At 71.1% G+C, this 19,896-nt stretch carries 17 protein-coding genes; 15 read left to right on the forward strand and 2 right to left on the reverse strand.

Going from position 1 to position 19,896, the window contains the following annotated elements:
- The first annotated feature begins 83 nt into the window (after positions 1–83).
- The 7 genes from P8R59_RS11770 (at position 84) to P8R59_RS11800 (ending at position 9,352) form a co-directional block, all read left to right on the forward strand.
- Positions 84–2,579 carry a glycogen/starch/alpha-glucan phosphorylase gene (locus tag P8R59_RS11770; protein WP_431606893.1) on the forward strand — a complete coding sequence of 832 codons (2,496 nt, stop codon included), beginning with the start codon at positions 84–86 and terminating at the stop codon, positions 2,577–2,579.
- A gap of 142 nt (positions 2,580–2,721) precedes the next feature.
- The gene (locus tag P8R59_RS11775; protein WP_278101226.1) at positions 2,722–3,363 is read left to right on the forward strand and encodes an HD domain-containing protein; all 642 of its coding nucleotides are present in this window, start codon (positions 2,722–2,724) and stop codon (positions 3,361–3,363) included.
- A 51-nt stretch (positions 3,364–3,414) separates the two neighbouring features.
- Entirely contained in the window at positions 3,415–4,404 is a 990-nt protein-coding gene (gene nusA, locus P8R59_RS11780; protein WP_076490889.1) for a transcription termination factor NusA, read from the forward strand.
- A gap of 33 nt (positions 4,405–4,437) precedes the next feature.
- The gene (locus P8R59_RS11785; RefSeq protein WP_077050227.1) at positions 4,438–4,689 is read left to right on the forward strand and encodes a YlxR family protein; all 252 of its coding nucleotides are present in this window, start codon (positions 4,438–4,440) and stop codon (positions 4,687–4,689) included.
- Positions 4,690–4,782: 93 nt separating this feature from the next.
- Positions 4,783–7,602: a translation initiation factor IF-2 gene (gene infB, locus P8R59_RS11790; protein WP_278101227.1), complete on the forward strand. Its 2,820-nt coding sequence runs from the start codon at positions 4,783–4,785 to the stop codon at positions 7,600–7,602.
- A gap of 171 nt (positions 7,603–7,773) precedes the next feature.
- A complete protein-coding gene (gene rbfA, locus P8R59_RS11795) occupies positions 7,774–8,232 on the forward strand; it encodes a 30S ribosome-binding factor RbfA (protein ID WP_278101228.1) in 459 nt (152 codons plus the stop codon).
- A 136-nt stretch (positions 8,233–8,368) separates the two neighbouring features.
- Positions 8,369–9,352, forward strand: coding sequence for a CPBP family intramembrane glutamic endopeptidase (locus tag P8R59_RS11800; RefSeq protein WP_278101229.1), 984 nt, complete (start codon positions 8,369–8,371; stop codon positions 9,350–9,352).
- 10 nt (positions 9,353–9,362) lie between these two features.
- Here P8R59_RS11800 and P8R59_RS11805 read toward each other — a convergent pair whose 3' ends face one another.
- Positions 9,363–10,229, reverse strand: coding sequence for an A/G-specific adenine glycosylase (locus P8R59_RS11805; RefSeq protein WP_278101230.1), 867 nt, complete (start codon positions 10,227–10,229; stop codon positions 9,363–9,365).
- Between the two features lie 288 nt (positions 10,230–10,517).
- On the opposite strand from P8R59_RS11805, the gene P8R59_RS11810 reads away from it, so the two are divergent.
- The 5 genes from P8R59_RS11810 to P8R59_RS11830 are packed head-to-tail and all read left to right on the forward strand — an operon-like array spanning position 10,518 to position 13,697.
- The gene (locus tag P8R59_RS11810; RefSeq protein ID WP_278101231.1) at positions 10,518–11,024 is read left to right on the forward strand and encodes a hypothetical protein; all 507 of its coding nucleotides are present in this window, start codon (positions 10,518–10,520) and stop codon (positions 11,022–11,024) included.
- Entirely contained in the window at positions 11,024–11,917 is an 894-nt protein-coding gene (gene truB, locus P8R59_RS11815; protein ID WP_278101232.1) for a tRNA pseudouridine(55) synthase TruB, read from the forward strand. Before P8R59_RS11810 ends, truB begins: the two co-directional genes overlap by 1 nt.
- Positions 11,914–12,282 carry a hypothetical protein gene (locus tag P8R59_RS11820; protein ID WP_077050220.1) on the forward strand — a complete coding sequence of 123 codons (369 nt, stop codon included), beginning with the start codon at positions 11,914–11,916 and terminating at the stop codon, positions 12,280–12,282. The genes truB and P8R59_RS11820 overlap by 4 nt, the downstream gene beginning before the upstream one ends.
- A 54-nt stretch (positions 12,283–12,336) precedes the next feature.
- Positions 12,337–12,756, forward strand: coding sequence for a hypothetical protein (locus P8R59_RS11825; RefSeq protein WP_077050219.1), 420 nt, complete (start codon positions 12,337–12,339; stop codon positions 12,754–12,756).
- On the forward strand, positions 12,753–13,697 hold the full coding sequence (locus P8R59_RS11830; RefSeq protein ID WP_278103817.1) for a bifunctional riboflavin kinase/FAD synthetase: 945 nt from the start codon (positions 12,753–12,755) through the stop codon (positions 13,695–13,697). The genes P8R59_RS11825 and P8R59_RS11830 overlap by 4 nt, the downstream gene beginning before the upstream one ends.
- 39 nt (positions 13,698–13,736) lie before the next feature.
- Here P8R59_RS11830 and P8R59_RS11835 read toward each other — a convergent pair whose 3' ends face one another.
- Entirely contained in the window at positions 13,737–15,104 is a 1,368-nt protein-coding gene (locus tag P8R59_RS11835; protein ID WP_278101233.1) for an MFS transporter, read from the reverse strand.
- 243 nt (positions 15,105–15,347) lie between these two features.
- On the opposite strand from P8R59_RS11835, the gene P8R59_RS11840 reads away from it, so the two are divergent.
- From P8R59_RS11840 to P8R59_RS11850, 3 genes are all read left to right on the forward strand, one after another.
- On the forward strand, positions 15,348–17,504 hold the full coding sequence (locus P8R59_RS11840) for a DEAD/DEAH box helicase (RefSeq protein WP_278101234.1): 2,157 nt from the start codon (positions 15,348–15,350) through the stop codon (positions 17,502–17,504).
- Between the two features lie 107 nt (positions 17,505–17,611).
- Complete coding sequence (locus tag P8R59_RS11845; RefSeq protein WP_278101235.1) at positions 17,612–18,676, forward strand: hypothetical protein; 1,065 nt, start codon at positions 17,612–17,614, stop codon at positions 18,674–18,676.
- Positions 18,677–18,770: 94 nt separating this feature from the next.
- Positions 18,771–19,799, forward strand: coding sequence for a 6-phosphofructokinase (locus tag P8R59_RS11850; protein WP_077050215.1), 1,029 nt, complete (start codon positions 18,771–18,773; stop codon positions 19,797–19,799).
- The last annotated feature ends 97 nt before the right edge of the window (positions 19,800–19,896 follow it).

A 19,896-nucleotide genomic window follows, 5' to 3' on the forward strand; every position in this document is an offset into this window, starting at 1 on the left:
GCGACGAGGTGAAGATCCTGTGTCGGAGCCGATCCCTCTTGGCGAGTGCGGCCGGTTCTCATTACGGTCGGAGGGTGCCCGACATCACTTCTCCCGCGTCCGAGCTCCGCCCCACCCACCCGCTCGCGCTCGCGCCCGTGGCGGCCCCACCCGCGTCGGTCGACGGCTTCGTCCGTCGCTTCCTGCAGAACCTGAACTTCGACCAGGGTGTCGCCCTGTCGACATCCGACGACAACGACCGGTATCTGGCGCTGGCGGGGACCGTCCGCGACTACCTCATGGCGCGCTGGCTCGACGATCAGGCGCAGCAGAGCACGCAGCAGTCCAAGACGGTGTGCTACCTCTCCGCCGAGTATCTGCTGGGGCGCCAGCTCGACAACAACCTCCTCGCGGCCCGCCTGACCGACATCGCGACCGAAGCGCTCGCGCAGTGCGGCATCGACATCGCCGACCTCCGTGCGCTGGAGATCGAGCCCGGGCTCGGCAACGGCGGCCTCGGCCGTCTGGCGGCGTGCTTCATCGACTCGCTGGCCACGATGAGCATCCCCACGATCGGCTACGGCATCCGCTACGAGTACGGGATCTTCCGTCAGGCCTTCGCCGACGGGCAGCAGGTCGAGCAGCCGGACGCGTGGCTGCGGCTCGGCTCGCCGTGGGACTTCCCGCACCCCGAGGCCGCGCAGACCATCTCGTTCGCGGGGCACACCGAGACCTACGACGACGACGGCGTCGAGCGCACCCGCTGGGTGCCCGAGTGGAACGTCCTCGCCGTGCCCTACAACATGATGGTCCCCGGCTATCACAACGGTCGCGTGAACACCCTGCGCCTGTGGCGGGCGGTGGCGACGAACGCGTTCGATCTGCACACGTTCAACTCGGGCGACTACGTCGCGTCGGTGCGCGCGCAGACCTTCGCCGAGAACATCTCGAAGGTCCTCTACCCCGAGGACTCCACCCCGCAGGGCAAGGAGCTGCGTCTCCAGCAGCAGTACTTCTTCGTCGCGGCATCCATCGCCGACTTCGTCGAGAACGTGCTGCCCGAGGGCTTCGATCTGGCGAAGCTGCCCGAGCGCGTCATCTTCCAGCTCAACGACACCCACCCCGTCATCGGCGTGCCCGAGCTCATGCGCGTGCTCATCGACGAGAAGCACCTCGAGTGGGATGCCGCGTGGGCGATCACCCAGAAGTGCTTCGCGTACACGTGCCACACGCTGCTGCCGGAGGCGCTGGAGGTGTGGTCGGTGGACCTCCTCGGACGGCTGCTGCCGCGTCACCTCGAGATCATCTACCGCATCAACGACGAGTTCCTGCTCGAGGTGCGCGACCGCTTCGGCGACGACGAGATGCTCATCCGCGACATGTCGATCATCGGCGAGCACCCCTACCGATCGGTGCGGATGGCCTACCTCGCCACGGTCGCGGGTTCCAAGGTGAACGGCGTCGCCGAACTGCACTCGCAGCTGCTGCGCGACAACGTCCTGAAGGACTTCGCGAAGATGTGGCCCGAGAAGTTCACGAACGTCACCAACGGGGTCACGCCGCGCCGGTTCCTGCGGCTCGCGAACCCCGAGCTCTCGGCCCTCATCACCGAGACGCTCGGCGCCGGCTGGACGGTCGACCTCGAGCGTCTGCGCGGGCTCGAGGCGTTCGCCGACGACCCCGAGTTCCGTGAGCGCTTCGCCGCGGTCAAGGCCGCGAACAAGCGCCGACTGAGCCGCGTGCTGGCCGCGCGCGACGGCACCTCCCTCGACGACGGACACCTGCTCGACGTCATGATCAAGCGCCTCCACGAGTACAAGCGGCAGACGCTCAAGGTGCTGCACATCGTGAGCACGTACGACGGCATCGTGTCCGGGCGCGTGAACGTGGAGGACGTGCAGCCGCGGACGTTCCTCTTCGGTGCCAAGGCCGCCCCCGGATACGCGATGGCCAAGCACATCATCCACCTCATCAACGCCGTGGGCGAGGTCGTCAACACCGACCCGCGCGTCGAGGGGCGCCTGAAGGTGCTGTACCCGGCGAACTACAACGTCACCCTCGCCGAGAGCATCATCCCCGCGGCCGACCTGTCCGAGCAGATCTCCCTCGCCGGCAAGGAGGCCTCGGGCACCGGCAACATGAAGCTCGCGCTCAACGGCGCCCTCACCATCGGTACCGACGATGGCGCGAACGTCGAGATCCGTCAGCTCGTCGGCGACGACAACTTCTTCCTGTTCGGCATGAGCGAGCCCGAGGTGGAGGCGCTGTGGGCCGAGGGATACCGTCCCGCCGACTTCTACCAGGCGGACGAACGCCTGCGCCGGGCGATCGACCTGATCGCCGCGGGCACGTTCTCGGACGGCGACCGGACGGTCTTCGAGCCGCTCATCTCCAACCTCCTGTACGACGACCGGTTCATGGCGCTCGCCGACTTCGGCACCTACATCGACGCGCAGGAGCGGGTCGACCTGGCCTATGCCGACCAGGAAACGTGGGTGCGCTCGGCGATCCTCAACGTCGCGCGCAGCGGCTTCTTCTCCTCCGACCGGGCGATGCGCGACTACCTCGACCGCATCTGGCACGCCACCCCGGTCAACTGAGCACACCGGATGCCACGGCCCACGGGTCGTGGCATCCGTCGTTCCGAGGCTGGTTGGCGGGAAGGCGGCGGAAGGTGACCGTCCGGCGCGGGTGCGCGGTGGCCGCGCGCGCAAGAGTGGGAATCCCAGCCCAGGAGGTACCGTGCAGATCGCCGACATCCGCGTCCCCGACACCCTCGCCGGCCGCGGCGCTCTCGCGCTCGCCGAGGAGTACCAGTCACCCGCGATCACCGCGCACGCGCTGCGGTCGTGGCTGTGGGCCGAGGCGTTCGCGCTCGTCGACGGCATCGCCGACATCGATCACGAACTGCTCTACGTCTCGGCGGTGCTGCACGACGTCGGCACCGTGACGGAGTTCGACAACCACACCCTGTCGTACGAGCACGCCGGCGGCCACGTGGGCATCGCCCTCACGGCCGGCGCCGGGTGGGAGCGCGCGCGACGGGAACGCGTGCTCGACGTCGTCGTGCGGCACAACTGGCCGAGCGTGGACCCCGAGATGGATGCCGAGGGGTATCTGCTAGAGACCGCGACGGCGTTGGACATCTCGGGGGCGCGGCCCGACGCCCTGCCACCGGAGTTCGTGCGGGAGGTGCTCACCGCGTATCCGCGCGGCGCGCTCGCGGCGGAGTTCGGCGCGTGCGTCGTCGATCAGGCGCGCCGCAAGCCCGACACCGCGGCGCGGCGCCTGGTCGACGGGGGAGTGCTCGACAAGCTGGCGGCGAACCCGCTGGAGCGCATGGCCGGGCCAGGTCGCGGGGGAGCCGGCATCCGGGTATCGTAGGAGGGTTGTCGGCGCCGTTCGTGCCGACGAGAGCTGAATACGGAGGGTCTTGTGGACATCGATCTCGCACTTCTGAAGACGATCGAACGCGAGAAGGAGATCCCCTTCGACGAACTCGCGCGCATCATCGAGCAGGCGATCCTCACCGCCTACGCCAAGCACATCTCGCCCAGCGGTGAGATCCCCGCCGGGGCGCGGGCGGAGCTCGACCGCAAGAGCGGCCACGTCGGCATCTACACCCCCGTCCTCGACGAGGAGGGTGCGGTGATCGGCGAGGAGGAGCAGGCCCCCGACGACTTCGGTCGCATCGCCGCGTTCGCCGCGAAGCAGGTCATCAGCCAGCGTCTGCGCGACATCGCCGACGACGCCGTGCTGGGGGAGTTCAAGGGCAAGGAAGGCGACATCGTCGCCGGCGTCGTGCAGCAGGGTCCGAACCCGCGGATGGTGCACGTCGACCTCGGCACGGTCGAGGCGATCCTGCCGCCCGAGGAGCAGGTGCCCGGCGAGACCTACGCGCACGGTTCGCGGCTTCGCGTGTACGTGACCAGCGTGTCCAAGGGCACCAAGGGCCCGCAGATCACGGTCTCGCGCACGCACCCCGGGCTCGTCCGCAAGCTCTTCGCCCTCGAGGTCCCCGAGATCGCCGGCGGCCTGGTCGAGATCGTCTCGCTCGCCCGCGAGGCCGGCCACCGCACGAAGATCGCGGTCAAGGCCAACGACCCGACGGTCAACGCCAAGGGCGCCTGCATCGGCGAACTCGGCCGCCGCGTGCGCGCCGTGACCGAGGAGCTGGCCGGCGAGAAGATCGACATCATCGACTACGACGCCGAGCTGCCCAAGTTCGTCGCCAACGCCCTGTCGCCCGCGAAGGTCACGTCGAGCTTCGTGCTGGATGCCACGACCAAGGCCGTCCGCGCGCTGGTGCCCGACTACCAGCTGTCGCTGGCCATCGGCAAGGAGGGGCAGAACGCCCGCCTCGCCGCCAAGCTGACCGGGGCGAAGATCGACATCCAGCCGGACAGCATCCTCGAAGACAACTGAGCGTCCGTCGTCCGGACGACGGCGAGGTGTACGATGGAACCTGTACGAACGTGCGTCGGATGCCGCGCACGTGCCCCCCGATCATCGCTTCTGCGCGTGGTCGCGGACGGGTCGGTCCTCGTCAGAGACGAGCGGGCGGTCCTGCCGGGACGGGGTGCGTGGGTGCACGAGACGGACGCGTGCGTCGGGAAAGCTCTCGCGCGCCGCGCCTTCGTACGAGCATTGCGTGTGTCAGGCCCGCTTGACACGCAGACCTTCGAATCACACCACCAGCGAAAAGGCTGAACGGCTATGGACACGAAGTGAACGGCTCGAAATGAGACCCGTCCGCAACTAGCGGTCTGCCCTGTCCGGGGGAGGCCCTCAGACAGGAGAATTGTGGCAAAACCACGCGTGCACGAGATCGCTTCCGAGCTCGGCGTCGACAGTAAAGTCGCGCTCGCGAAGCTGAAGGAGCTCGGCGAATTCGTCAAGAGCCCTTCATCGACCATCGAACCCCCGGTGGCCCGTAAGCTCCGCGCCGCCCTCGCGGCCGAGGGGTCGTCGGGATCCTCGGATGCCAAGCCTGCCGCGGCAGCGTCCCGCCCGGGCGCCCGTCCCGGCCCCGCGCGTCCCGCGGCGACCCCCGGTGCGCGACCGTCCGGTCCCACGCCCGGCCCGGCGCGTCCGGCTGCGCCGAAGAGCGCACCCGAGCCCGCGGCTCCGGCGCCCACGGCATCCGCTCCCGCTCCCGCCGAGTCCGCCCCGGCGGCTCCCGCATCGCAGGCCCCGAGCCCCGGTTCGCAGGCCCCCGCGTCGCAGGCTCCGGCTTCGCAGGCGCCCAAGCCCGGCGGCCCCAAGCCCGGCCCCAGCGCGCCCCCGCGCCCGGGCGGCGCACGCCCCGGCAACAACCCCTTCGCCTCGGCGCAGGGCATGGGTCAGCGTCCCGCCGGCCCGCGCCCGGGCAACAACCCCTTCGCGTCGGCGCAGGGCATGGGCCAGCGCCCGACCCCCGGCAACATCCCGCGTCCCCAGGCCCCGCGCCCGGGTGCTCCGCGTCCCGGCGCCCCGCGTCCCGGTGGTGCCGGTCGTCCCGGCGGCGGCGGTCGTCCCGGCGCGCCGTTCCAGCAGCGTCCCGGCGGTCCCGGTCGTCCCGGCGGTGCCGGTGGCGGCTTCCAGCGCCCCGGTGGCGCCCCGGGTGCTCCCGGTGGCGGCGGGTTCGCCGGTCGTCCCGGTGGCGGCGGTGGCCGCGGACGCGGCCCCGGCGGTGGTACCGCGGGTGCCTTCGGTAAGGGTGGCGGCAAGTCCAAGCAGCGCAAGTCGCGTCGGGCGAAGCGGCAGGAATTCGAGATGCGGTCGGCGCCGGTCGTCGGCGGCGTCAACGTCTCGAAGGGCAACGGCGAGATCATCCGCCTGCGTCGCGGCGCCTCGATCGCCGACTTCGCGGACAAGCTCGAGGCCCTGCGCGGCTACACCGTGCAGCCCGGCACGCTCGTGACCATCCTGTTCAACCTGGGCGAGATGGCCACCGCGACCGAGTCGCTGGACGAGGCCACGTTCGAGGTGCTCGGCGCCGAGCTGGGCTACAAGATCCAGATGGTCTCGCCCGAGGACGAGGACAAAGAGCTCCTCGAGGGCTTCGGTCTCGACCTCGATGCCGAGCTGGAGGCCGAGAGCAAGGACGACCTCGAGATCCGTCCTCCCGTGGTCACCGTCATGGGCCACGTCGACCACGGTAAGACCCGACTGCTCGACGCCATCCGCCAGACGAACGTCGTGGCGGGCGAGGCCGGCGGCATCACGCAGCACATCGGTGCGTACCAGATCTGGACCGAGCACGAGGGCATCGAGCGCGCGATCACCTTCATCGACACCCCGGGTCACGAGGCGTTCACCGCCATGCGTGCCCGCGGTGCGCAGGTGACCGACATCGCGATCCTCGTGGTCGCGGCCGACGACGGCATCATGCCCCAGACGGTCGAGGCGCTGAACCACGCCCAGGCGGCGAATGTGCCGATCGTGGTCGCGGTCAACAAGGTCGACAAGCCCGACGCCAACCCCGCCAAGGTGCGCCAGCAGCTCACCGAGTACGGTCTGGTCGCCGAGGAGTACGGCGGCGACGTCATGTTCGTCGACGTGTCGGCACGACAGGGGACGAACATCCAGGAACTCCTGGACGCCGTGCTCCTGACCGCCGATGCCGGCCTCGACCTGACGGCCAACCCGAACAAGGCGGCCCGCGGTGTCGCGATCGAAGCGAAGCTCGACAAGGGTCGCGGTTCGGTCGCCACGGTGCTCATCCAGTCCGGAACGCTGCGCGTCGGTGACGCGATCGTCGCGGGAACGGCATACGGCCGTGTCCGCGCGATGATGGACGAGAACGGCGACGCGGTCGAGGAGGCCTACCCCTCCCGTCCCGTCCAGGTGCAGGGCCTCAACTCGGTCCCGCGCGCCGGCGACGTCTTCATCGTCACCGAGGAAGACCGCACCGCGCGCCAGATCGCCGAGAAGCGCGAAGCCGCCGAGCGCAACGCCCAGCTGGCCAAGGCCCGCAAGCGCATCTCGCTCGAGGACTTCACCCGTGCTCTCGAAGAGGGCAAGGTCGAGTCGCTCAACCTCATCATCAAGGGTGACGTGTCGGGTGCCGTCGAGGCGCTCGAGGAATCGCTGCTCAAGATCGAGGTCGACGACAGCGTCCAGCTGCGCATCATCCACCGTGGTGTGGGTGCGATCACCGAGTCGGACATCAACCTGGCCACGATCGACAACGCGATCGTGATCGGCTTCAATGTCCGTCCCGACACGAAGGCCCGCGAGCGCGCCGCCCGCGAGGGTGTGGACGTCCGGTTCTACTCGGTCATCTACAACGCGATCGACGACGTCGAGCAGTCGCTCAAGGGCCTGCTCAAGCCGGAGTTCGAAGAGGTGCAGTCGGGTGTCGCCGAGATCCGCGAGGTGTTCCGCTCCTCGAAGTTCGGCAACATCGCCGGTGTCATCGTCCGCTCGGGCACGATCACGCGCAACGCCAAGGCGCGCGTCATCCGCGACGGCGTGGTGCTGGCCGACGGCCTGGCCATCGAGTCGCTGCGCCGGTTCAAGGACGACGTCACGGAGGTCCGCACGGACTTCGAGGCCGGTATCGGACTCGGTAAGTACAACGACATCCAGATCGGTGACGAGATCGAGACCACGGAAATGGTCGAGAAGCCGCGAGGCTGATCACACACCGGAGGTCGTAGCTCCCGGCTACGGCCTCCGGTTTCGTGGGTCCGCCGGAGCAGAGCAGGGCCCCTACCCCGATGCTCCGGCAGACCCACGAAACCTCCGTCCTTCGCCTCTGCTTCGGCATCGGGCATATGACGCCTCGCTTAGTGAGAGATGGGAATGGAAGTGGCAGGAGAGCGACAGGCCCGCGTGGCCGACCGCATCCGGGTGGTCCTCGCGGAGCGCCTCGAGAAGGGGCTGCGCGACCCGCGGCTCGGATTCGTGACGATCACCGATGTGCGGGTGACCGGCGACCTGCAGCATGCCTCGGTGTTCTACACCGTGATGGGTGACGAAGCGCACCGGGCCGACACGGCCGCGGCGCTGAAGTCGGCCACGGGCATGCTGCGCAGCGAAGTGGGCAAGAACCTCAACACGCGGCTGACGCCGTCGCTGGAGTTCATCCTCGACGCCATCCCGGAGAACGCCGACCACATCTCGGCGCTCCTGCGCGAGGCGCGCGAGCGCGACGAGTCGGTCGCCGGTCTCGCCGCGAGCGCGTCGTACGCCGGCGAAGCCGACCCGTACGTCAAGCCGCGGGAGTTCGACGAGGACGATGAAGACGAGGACGACGAGCGCGACTGACGCGCGTCGCCTGGACGGCCGGATGCCGCCCCCGCAGGGGCCGCGTCCGGCCGTTCGTCGTTCCGCCTCGCGGCGGGGCGGTCTTCTCCGTCGCGCGGGGGAGGTGGTGGCATCCACCGGTTCGTAGGCTCGGCGCATGACCGCTTCGTCTCGCCCGGACTGGCTCGCCATCGGCGTCTTCGCCGTCACCTCCGTCGCCCTGTCGTGGCTCGTGGCTCTGCCGCTGTGGCTCCGGGGGCAGGGGCTCGCGGATCCGTTCCTCGGTCTCGTCGCCGCCGCCATGATGTTCACGCCGTCCCTCGGTGTCGTTGCGGCGCTGCTGGTCCAGCGGCGCACGCGCGGACGTCGCGGCGCGCGCGCCGTGCTGCGCGAGCTCGGCATGTGGCCCCTCCGGCCGGCCGTCCGCACCGTCTGGACGTGCGTGGCCGTGATCATCGCCGCCCCGCTCCTGGTCGCGATCGGTCTCGCGATCGTCGGCGCGCTCGGCCTGGCGACGTTCGACCTGGTCGGGTTCTCGGGCTTCCAGAGGACGCTCGAAGAGACGGTTCCGGCGGGGACCCCGCTGCCGCCGGTGGGGTTGCTCGTCGCGGTCCAGCTCGCCACCATCCCCATCGGCGCCGTCATCAACGCGCCGTTCGCGTTCGGGGAGGAGCTCGGCTGGCGCGGGTTCCTGCTTCCCGCCCTCCGGCCGCTGGGCGTGTGGCCCGCGCTCGTGGTCTCCGGCGCCTTCTGGGGGTTCTGGCACGCGCCGCTGATCCTCCTCGGATACAACTTCCTCGAGCCCAACGCGTTCGGCGTGCTCCTGATGATCGTGGGGTGCATCCTCTTCGGCATCCTGATCGGGTGGACCCGGCTGCGCACCGCGTCGGTCTGGCCCGCGGTGTTCGCCCACGGAGCCTTCAACGCCTCGGCGGGGCTCGGGGCGCTGGTCGTCGCGGCCGACTCCGCCACGCCGTCCCCGGTGGTGGCCGGTCCGCTGGGCGTCGTGATGTGGGGCGTCTTCGCCGTCGGGATCGCGGTCCTCGTCCTGTCGGGGCAGTTCCGCGCCGATCGGCTCGACGCACGGCTCGGCCCCGACCCGGTCCGGGTTGACGCGCCATCGGGCACGCCGTCGACCTGAACCGCGGCGGTCAGCGGGGGAGGAAGAGCGCGCCGCCCTCGGCCTCGGCGAGCCCGTCGGAGATGAGCGAGTCGATGGCGCGGTCGCGCTGCACCGGATCGGGCCAGTCGGGAACGACGTCGTCGAGGAGCACGGCAGCCGGCGCCGCCTCGCGCAGCACTCGCAGCACCGCGCCGCGCGCCTGTCGATCGCTTCCCTCGTACTTCGCTTGGCGTCGCCGGCGATCCTCGGATGCCGGATACCCGGCCGCTCGCCACGCGCACTGCGCCGCGAGGGGGCAGACGTCGCACTTCGGCGCGCGGGCCGTGCACACGATCGCACCGAGCTCCATCGCCGCCGCGTTGACGATCGCCGCCTCGCCGATGTCATCGGGGAGCTCCGCGGTCATCCGGGCGAGATCCGCCTTGCCCGGCGGTCCGGGCTGGGCGACGCCGTCGACGACACGGGCGAGGACGCGGCGGGTGTTCGTGTCGACGACGGGATGCCGGTCGCCGTAGGCGAACACCGCCACGGCACGTGCCGTGTAGTCGCCGATGCCGGTGAGCGCGAGCAGGGCGTCGACGTCGCGCGGCACGGTCCCGTCGTGGCGGTCGCGGATCTCGACGGCGGCGCGGTGCAGCCAGAGGGCGCGCCGCGGGTACCCCAGGTTCGCCCACTGGGTGACGGCCTCGGCGGGGGCGGCCGCGGCCAGGTCCGCCGGCGTCGGCCAGCGTCCCAGCCACGCTTCGAGGTGGGGGATGACGCGCGCGACGGGGGTCTGCTGCAGCATGAACTCGCTGACCAGGGTGCCCCACGCGCCGAATCCCGGCCGGCGCCACGGCAGGTCCCGCGCGCTGCCGCGGTACCACGCGATGAGCGGCGCGGCGATCCCTGGCATCCCTCCACCCTATGAGCCCGCGCGGCCGCGAGCTCCTCCGCGCGCGAGCGCTGCGGCGCTCTCCATGCTGCCGACAAACGCAATAGGCGGAGAGAAACGCGGTGTCGCGCTGTTTCTGGTCGCCGATCGCGTTTATCGCGGATGTGGGGCGGGTCGCGACCGCGGCGGCAGCGCTCGCGGCGCCGGCACTGCCCGCTGTCGCAGGCACCGCCCCGTCGACGGCGCCGCCCCCGGAGGCGGCAGCCCCGGTCGCGAGCGCAGCGCCGGGAGCGACCGTAGGCTGGAGGCATGTCGAGCGAGAACCCCGTCGAGACCGTGCAGCGGAGCCTCCGCGACCTGATGCGCCAGAACGCGGGTAACGGGCGTCTCGTCGTGGCGATCGACGCGCTGGATGCCGCTGCCGCCACGGCCTTCGCGGACGCTTTCGCCGCAGCGGTCGGCGAGGACGGCACGGCCGTCTTCCGCGCGACACTCGCCGACGACGCCGGCGACGTGCGCGAGCGGATCGTCGCCCCCTTCCGTGCGGGGGAGCCGTTCGACGGCAGCAGCACGCCCGCCCCGGATCGCGCGGTCCTCGTCGTCGACGGGCGCTTCCTCCACGCCTCGGGTCTCCGGGGCCTGTGGAACTGGTCGGTGTGGCTGGAGGCGAACCCGCCGGTCGGCGCTCCGCGCCCCGAGCTCCCGGACGCCGAGAAGCAGTACGTCCGCACCGCGCGGCCGCGGGTCGCGGCATCCGTCATCGTCGAGAACTCCGACCCCGCGCACCCCGTGCAGGTGTTCGGCGACTTCTGCTGATGGCGCGCGCCGGCATCCTCCTGGTCGACAAGCCGGGGGGCATCACCAGCCATGACGTCGTGGCGCGGGCGCGCCGCGCCCTGGGGACCCGCAAGATCGGTCACGCGGGCACGCTCGACCCGATGGCCACCGGACTCCTCGTGCTCGGCGTCGAGGGCGCGACGCGCCTCCTCACCTACATCGTGGGTGCCGACAAGACGTACGAGGCGACCATCCTGCTGGGGATATCGACCGACAGCGACGACGCCGACGGCGTCGAGACGGCGCGAGCGGATGCGGCTGTCGTCGCCGCCGTGACCGACGCGGCGATCGATGCCGGCATCCGCGCACTCACCGGCGAGATCGACCAGGTGCCCAGCACGGTCTCGGCCATCAAGGTGCAGGGTCGCCGCGCCTACGATCTCGCCCGCGCGGGCGAGACGGTGGAGCTGAAGGCCCGTCGGGTGACCGTGTCGCGGTTCGAGGTCCGCGAAACGCGGCGCGAGGGTGCGACCATCGCGCTCGACGTCGTCGTGGACTGCACCAGCGGCACGTACATCCGCGCGCTCGCACGGGACCTCGGCGCGGCGCTCGGGGTCGGTGGCCACCTCACCGCGCTCCGGCGCACCCGCATCGGAGCCTTCGACGTCGTCGCCGCGGTGACGGTCGACGACATCGCCGAGACCGCCCTCGTGAAGCCGGCGACCGCCGCGGCCGTGGTCGTCGGTGCGCTCGCGGTCGGTGCGGACGAGGCGCGCGACCTGCGCCACGGCAAGCGCATCGACGGGGGCGGCCGCCTCACGGGGGAACGCGCCGCGGCGATCGATCCGGACGGACGACTCGTGGGGATCGTCGAACGCCGGGGGACTCAGCTCAAGAGCGTCATGAACATGCCCGAGGAGGTCGCGGGATGATCCTGTGGTTCACACTCACGCAGGTGGGGATCGCCGTGCTGGCGGGGCTCATCGCGGTCGTCGCGGGGCTCGTCGGACGACGCCCGTCCGACCTGACCGTGGGGGCGCTCGCCCTCATCGAGGTGCTCCTGATCGTCCAGATCGTCATCGCCCTCGTCTCGCCGTTCGCCGGGAACCCGCCGACGGGGAGCCTGCTGGAGTTCTGGACCTACCTCGTCTCCGCCGCGCTCCTGCCGCCGGCGGGGGCAGCGTGGGCTCTCATCGAACGCAGCCGCTGGAGCACCGTCGTCATGGGGGTCGCCGCCCTCGCCGTCGCCGTCATGGTGTGGCGCATGCACGCGATCTGGACGGTCCAGGTGGCCTGACGGCCTCCGCCGCACGGTGAGCGCGGGCACCGTCCGAACTAGACTCGGAAGGTCATGGCATCCACCACTCCCGCCCGCACCCGCGGAATGACCGGCATCGGCCGGGTCCTCGTGATCGTCTACGGCATCATGGCGCTCGCCGCGACCGGCCGGTCGTTCGTGCAGATCGTCCGCGAGTTCGACGACGCCCCCGTCGCGTACTCCCTCTCGGCGCTCGCCGCGGTCGTGTACATCCTGGCCACGCTCGCGCTGATCTTCTCCGCGCGTCCGGCCTGGTACCGCGTCGCCTGGGTCGCGATCGGCTTCGAGCTGGTCGGGGTCCTGGTCGTCGGCACCCTGAGCCTGGCGCTGCCCTCGCTCTTCCAGCACCCGACGGTGTGGTCGGTGTACGGCATCGGCTACCTGTTCATCCCGCTCGTGCTGCCGTTCCTCGGTCTGTGGTGGCTGATCCGGCATCGCAGGACGGCATCGTGATCGTCTTCCGCGACCCGGCGGAGGTGCCGTCGGGCTTCGGTCCCTCGGTCGTCGCGATCGGGAAGTTCGACGGTGTGCACACCGGTCATCGGGCCGTCATCGATCGCGCCCGCGTGGAGGCGGCGGACGGTGCTCAGGTCGTCGCCGTCACCTTCGACCGCAACCCGCTGAGCGTCCTCCGGCCCGACAGGTGCCCGCCCGACGTGATCGGCCCGCACCAGAAGCTCGAACTGCTCGATCGCGCGGGAGTGGATGCCACGCTCCTGCTGACCTTCGACGAGGCGCGCGCCGCGCAGCCGGCCGAGGAATTCGTCCGCGAGGTGCTGGTCGACGCGCTCGCCGCCCGCACCGTGCTCGTCGGGCGCGACTTCCGATTCGGTGCCGGCGGCGCCGGCGACCCCGATCTCCTCGAGCGGCTGGGGGAGCGGGACGGCTTCCGCGTCGATGTGGTCGACGACGTCCGCGCCGTGCACGCCGACCGCCGTGTGTCGTCGACGTGGATCCGCGAGGCGCTGGCGGCGGGCGACATCGCCACCGCCGCCCGGCTCCTGGGTCGCGCGCCGTCGGTGTGGGGCGAGGTGGTGCACGGGCTCAAGCGCGGGCGCGAGCTCGGGTACCCGACGGCGAACCTCTCGCCCGATCTCGAGGGCTTCGTGCCCGCCGACGGCGTGTACGCCGGGTGGCTGATCGACGTGGACGGTGCCCGACGCATCAGCTATCCGGCCGCGATCAGCATCGGGACGAATCCCACGTTCGACGACGTGCACCACCGGCAGGTCGAGGTGTACGTCCTCGACGAGACCGACCTCGACCTGTACGGGCATCACGTGGAGGTGCGTTTCGTCGAGCGCGTCCGGGGCATGGCGGCGTTCGACGGTGTCGACGCGCTGCTCGTGCAGATGGCCGACGACGTCGAGCGCGTGCGCGGCATCCTGCGCTGAGCCGCGACCGCGCGGCATCCAGTACCTATGCCCACGACCTCAGTCGCGGCGCGAAAGATGGTTCCGGATGCCGAGGAACGACGTCGTCGCGCCGAGCACCATGAGCACGGCGGTGAAGATCGCTGCGCGGTGGAATCCGTCGATGTCGAGCGCACCGCCCGCGACGGCGGACACCGCGGCGATCGCCAGGAGTCCTGCGACGCGAGAAACCGCGTTGTTGACGGCTGAGGCGATCCCCGACCGCTCCGTGTCGATCGCGCCCAGGACGGCCGCCGTCAGCGGCGACACCGTGGCGGTCAGGCCGAGGCCGAACACCACGACGCCCGGCAGCACCTGCGTCCAGTAGTCGAACTCGGGACGCACCGACAGCAGCAGCAGCGCGCCGATCGCCATCACCGCGGGGCCGAGGGTCATGAACAGCCGCGGCCCGATGCGTCCCGAGAGGGCGCCCATGCGGGAACTGAGGGTGATCATCAGCAACGTGCTCGGAAGGGACGCGAGGCCCGCGAGGGTCGCCGGGAGCCCCGCCCCCTGCTGCAGGTAGACGCTGAGGACGAAGCCGTTCAGCGACAGGGCGGCGTAGACGAACATCGTGGTGAGGTTGCCGGCCCAGAAGTTGCGCGAGCGGAACAGATCCAGCGGCATGAGCGGCTCGCGTGCGACGCGCTGACGGACGAGGAACCCTGCGAACGCGGCCGCGCCGAGCGCCGCGGGCACCCAGATCACGGGCGACCCCCAGCCGAGGTTCGGTTGCTCGATCAGGGCGAAGACGATCCCACCGAGCCCGACCGCGCAGAGCACGGCCCCGAGCACGTCGACGTGCGCACCCGGGCGTCGCTGGTCGGCGTGCGCGCGCCGAGCGAGCAGCCACAGCGTCACCCCGATCGGCAGGACGTTCACGAGGAACACCAGGCGCCACGACAGCGTGTCGACGAACACCCCGCCGATGAGCGGCCCCGCGATCATCGCGACGGTGGTGGCGCCGGTCCAGATGCCGATCGCGCGGGCCTGGGTCGGTCCGCGGAAGGTCGACGTGATCAGCGCGAGCGAACTCGGTACGAGCAGGGCCCCCGCGACCCCCTGGAGGGCTCGCGCGACGATGAGGAATTCGGCGGTGGGCGCGGCGGCGATCGCGACCGAGGTGATGCCGAAGCCGACCAGACCGATGCGGAGCACGAGCGTGCGCCCGAGGACGTCGCTGAGCGACCCGGCGACGAGGATGAACGCGCCGAGGGTCACGAGATAGGCGTCCACCACCCACTGCTGCGTCGAGAGGCCCCCGCCCAGGTCGCGCGAGATGGCGGGGAGCGCGACCGTGACGACGGTGCCGTCGAGGAAGGAGACGAAGGATGCCAGGACCGCGACGGTCAGCACCACGCGCTGGTCCCGCGACATCGGTTCGGCCATCCCCTCAGCGTAGGTGCGGCCGCGGCGCGCGCGGGTGGGTACGTCAGGACCCCCCGCCGACGCGCTAGAATGGACTCGACCCCGTCACCCGCCTCCTCGCGAGCCGTTCCGGTGAAGACGCGTTGCGGGTCGCAGACGCTGCCGCTCCGGCGGTGAGTCTCGCGGCATTCTCCGGGGTCACTGATCCACCGGCCACCGGCCGGGACGTCCCGGACACATCCGGACGACACGCTCAGGAGGAGCATGCCGACCACGGCAACCGCCGCCCGAGGCTCGAGCCAACGGCGCCGCAAGACCTCGTCATCCCGTCGCGATGACGAGGCCCCCGTCATCCCCATCCTCGCCCGCAAGGTGCGCGAGGTCGAAGCCAAGGCCCAACGCGGCAAGCTCGGCCCGACCAACCGCGTGAAGTTCCAGGTGATCGCCTTCCTCGTCCGCGAGGAGCGCGCGCGCGTGAAGGCCGACACCGAGATCACCGACGCCGCGCGCGCCGAGCTGCTCAAGCGCCTCGACGGTGTGGCCACGATCCTGGCCAAGACCGCCGCGCGCGACACGTCGCTGATCCAGCTCCTCGAGGTCGACCAGGCCACGTCGCCCGTCGCGCGCCGCATGCGCCGGGACTGGCTGCTGGAGTCCGGCGCCGACCTGCCGCCGGACGAGCTGATCATCACCGACAACGCCCCGAAGGTCTCGCCGGTCGTCCCCGCGGCGCTCGCCGAGAAGCAGGTCGTCCCGCCCTCGATCGAGGCGCGGCAGATGGCGAACCCCTTCCTCCCGCCCGACCTCACCCCGCGCCCCATCGGTGACGCCCCCCGGCGCCGCCTGGACGGCTGGGAGCTCATGGGACCCCTGTACAAGGCGTTCGAGATGGGTGCCGGAGGCTCGGCCGCGAGCATGGACCTGCCGCCCGTCCCCGAGTTCGATCGGCTCTCGCCGCGCGGCCTCGAAGTCATGCCGCACCAGTCCCGCTTCCTCGAGGCGGTCCGCCAGGGGCACCGCTCGTTCCTGCTGGCCGACGAGCCGGGCCTCGGCAAGACGGCCGAATCGGTGCTCGCGGCTTCGGTCGCCGAGGCCTACCCGCTGCTGGTCGTCGTCCCCAACGTCGTGAAGATGAACTGGGCGCGCGAGGTGCAGCGCTGGACGCCGCACCGCCGTGCCACGGTGATCTCCGGCAGCGGCGCCGACATCGACGCGTTCGCCGACGTGTTCATCGTCAACTACGAGATCCTCGACCGGCACCTGTCCTGGCTGTCGTCGATCGGTCTCAAGGGCATCGCGGTCGACGAGGCGCACTTCATCAAGAACCTGTCGTCGCAGCGGTCGCAGAAGGTCCTCGCACTGGCATCCCGTGTCCGTCAGCAGACGCGCGATCCGCTGCTGCTCGCCCTCACGGGTACCCCGCTGATCAACGACGTCGAAGACTTCGACGCGATCTGGCGTTTCCTCGGCTGGACGAACGGCGAGAAGCCGGGCGCGGAGCTGATGGCCAAGCTGGATGCCACGGGCCTCACCCCCGCGGACAAGGCGTTCTATCCCGAAGCGCGCGAGGCCGTGATCTCCCTGGGCATCGTGCGTCGGAAGAAGAAGGACGTCGCCGCCGACCTGCCCGACAAGCTCATCGCCGACCTCCCCGTCGAGCTGGACGACGAGTACGGCCGGTCGATCCGGCACGCCGAGCGCGAGCTCGGGGCGCGCCTCGCGGCGAAGTACCGCCGCATCATCGAGGCCCGCGGTGACCGCGGGCTCGCGCCGGGCGAGATCGACGAGGACATCGTGCGCCTCGTCGCGCACGGCGAGCTGGAAGAGAGCAAGGCCGCCGGAACCGGTTCCGAGAACGTCTTCACGATGGTCCGCCGCATCGGTCAGGCCAAGGCGCAGCTCGCCGCGGATTACGCCGTGCAGCTGCAGCGATCGGTCGGCAAGGTCGTCTTCTTCGCCAAGCACATCGACGTCATGGATGCCGCGGAGGCGCACTTCAAGGCATCCGGGCTCACCGCGGTGTCGGTGCGCGGAGACCAGACGTCCACCGCCCGCCAGGCGGCGATCGACGCGTTCAACACCGACCCCTCCGTCGGGATCGCGGTGTGTTCGCTCACCGCCGCCGGTGTGGGGCTGAACATGCAGGCGGCGTCCAACGTCGTGCTCGCCGAGCTGTCGTGGACCGCCGCCGAGCAGACGCAGGCGATCGACCGCGTGCACCGCATCGGCCAGGACGAGCCCGTCACGGCGTGGCGCATCATCGCGGCGCACACCATCGACACCAAGATCGCCGAGCTCATCGACTCGAAGGAGGGGCTGGCGCAGCGCGCGCTCGACGGCCTCGCCATCGAGCCCGGCTCGAGCGACTCCGTGCAGCTGTCCGCCCTCATGCACCTGCTGCGCCAGGCGCTCGGGGCCTGATGCCTCCCACGAACGCCCCGGTGCTGCCGGGGCGTTCGTGCGTCATGCCGCGGGTCCGCGGACCCGGCGACGGCTGCCGTGTCGGGCGGGGTCGCTAGGGTCGGGGCATGCCCCTGGATGCCTCCGCGCTGCTCGACGGCCCGCGCGGACGGCGGCTGTGCCTGGAGATCCTGCTGGAGGGGGCGCGTCGTGCCGACACCCCCGAGACGCGGGATGCCGTGCAGGCGGTGTTCTGGGCGGCGCACGGGCGCGAGCGAGGGGCGAGCGTGCTGCTCTCGTTCAGCGACGGGTCCGAGCCGTTCGTGGAGCCTGAAGTGTCCGCGCACGACGCGGCGGCGGCACTCGCCGCGCTCCCGGTGCCCGCGATGACGGCGGAGACGCTCACGCACGCGCTGTGGCACGCGGTCGACGAAGCCGCGTACTGGCAGCCGCCCTCGGGGATGGATGAACTCGCGGCGGCGCCGGAGATGCACTCCGTTCTGCGCCGGGTGGCGAACGGCATCGCGCTGTCCCGGCACGTCGACTGGTGGGCGAGTCCGCTCGCGCGCCAGGATCAGGCAGCCGTGGCGTGGGAGGAGGAACCGTTCCGCGCAGGTCACCCGGGCGAGATCCTTCCCGAGTGGCGCACCGACACGACAGCGGAGGAGCTTCAGTTCGCGGGCTACACGGGGGTCTCGGGGCCCTGGTGGTCGGTGCCGCCGTTCGGGCTGCCTCGCACGACGCGCGTCGGCGAGCGGGGCCCCGTGGGGCTGTCATTCGTCGAGGACTCCCACGGGTGGCTGACGGCCCGGTCGCGGCGCGTCACCCCTCCCGCGGGCGACGTGGTCGAGATCCACGGACCCGACGCATGGGCGGCGCTGTGTCGACGGCATCCCCTCGTCGTCACCGCGTCACGGCGCACCGTGTGGGAGTGGGCCACGGGGCGTGACGGTGCGTGGGTGATCCCGGACTGGGCGGCGGTCGCCCGCGAGGCGGTCGGCGTTCATCTCACCGTGACCGGATACCTCACGAGCGCGGGACGCATCATCGACGTCGGCGGCGGGCTCGCGAGCACGGTTGCCGGGTGGGTTCCTGACGAGACCTTCTGGTTCCGAGACGTCGTCCAGGCGGGTGCCGAGGACCGGTGGGCCGCCGAGCACAACATGGGCGTGGACCGGTGGCATCCCGCGTGAGCCGTCCTCCGTTTGGCGGGCGCGCGGGGTGGGGCGCTAGTGTCGAACGCGGCAGCGTCGCCGACTCGATCATCCCCAATAGCGAGGTTCCAGCATGAAGATCGGCATCCTGACCAGTGGCGGAGACTGCCCCGGGCTGAACGCCGTCATCCGTGGCGTCGTGCTCAAGGGCACCACCAACTACGACATCGAGTTCGTCGGCATCCGCGACGGTTGGCGCGGAGTCGTCGACGGCGACTTCTTCCCGCTGACGCGTCACGAGGTGAAGGGTCTGTCGAAGGTCGGCGGCACGATCCTCGGCACGAGTCGCACGAACCCGTACGAGGGTGTGCGCGGCGGAGCCGAGAACATCTCCAAGACCCTGTACGGCCACCGCATCGACGGCATCGTCGCGATCGGCGGCGAGGGGACGCTCGCCGCGGCCGACCGCCTGTCCAAGGACGGCATCAACGTCCTCGGTGTTCCCAAGACGATCGACAACGACCTCCGCGCGACCGATTACTCGTTCGGCTTCGACACCGCCGTCAACATCGCCACGGATGCCATGGACCGCCTCCGCACCACCGGCGACTCGCACCAGCGCTGCATGGTGGCCGAGGTCATGGGCCGTCACGTCGGCTGGATCGCGCTGCACGCCGGCATCGCCGCCGGCGCCCACGTCATCTGCATCCCCGAGGTTCCGATGTCCATCGACGAGATCGTCGAGCAGGTCACGCGCGCCCACGACCGCGGCCGCGCGCCGCTGGTGGTCGTGTCCGAGGGATTCAAGCTCACCGGCATGGACGAGGCCTTCAGTGACAAGGGCCTGGATGCCTTCAACCGCCCCCGCCTCGGCGGCATCGGCGAACTGCTGGCCCCCGAGATCGAGCGCCTGACCGGCATCGAGACCCGCGCCACGGTGCTCGGGCACATCCAGCGCGGCGGTTCGCCCTCGGCGTTCGACCGCGTGCTCGCGACGCGTCTCGGGCTCCACGCCGCCGACGCCCTCGCGGAGGGCGCCTGGGGGCAGATGGTCGCCATGCGCGGCACCGACATCATCCGCGTGCCGTTCGCCGACGCGCTCGGCGAGCTCAACAGCGTGCCCCTGTACCGCTACGAAGAGGCCGCCGCGCTCTTCGGCTGAGTCCTGGCATCGTCGCCCCGTCCCGCTCGCCCGGGGCGGGGCGTCGTCGTCTCCGGTGGGCGGCGGACCCCTCGTCCCACTTCTGGCGGTGCATGTC

The organism is Microbacterium proteolyticum (genome assembly GCF_029639405.1).
Taxonomy (GTDB): Bacteria; Actinomycetota; Actinomycetes; order Actinomycetales; family Microbacteriaceae; genus Microbacterium.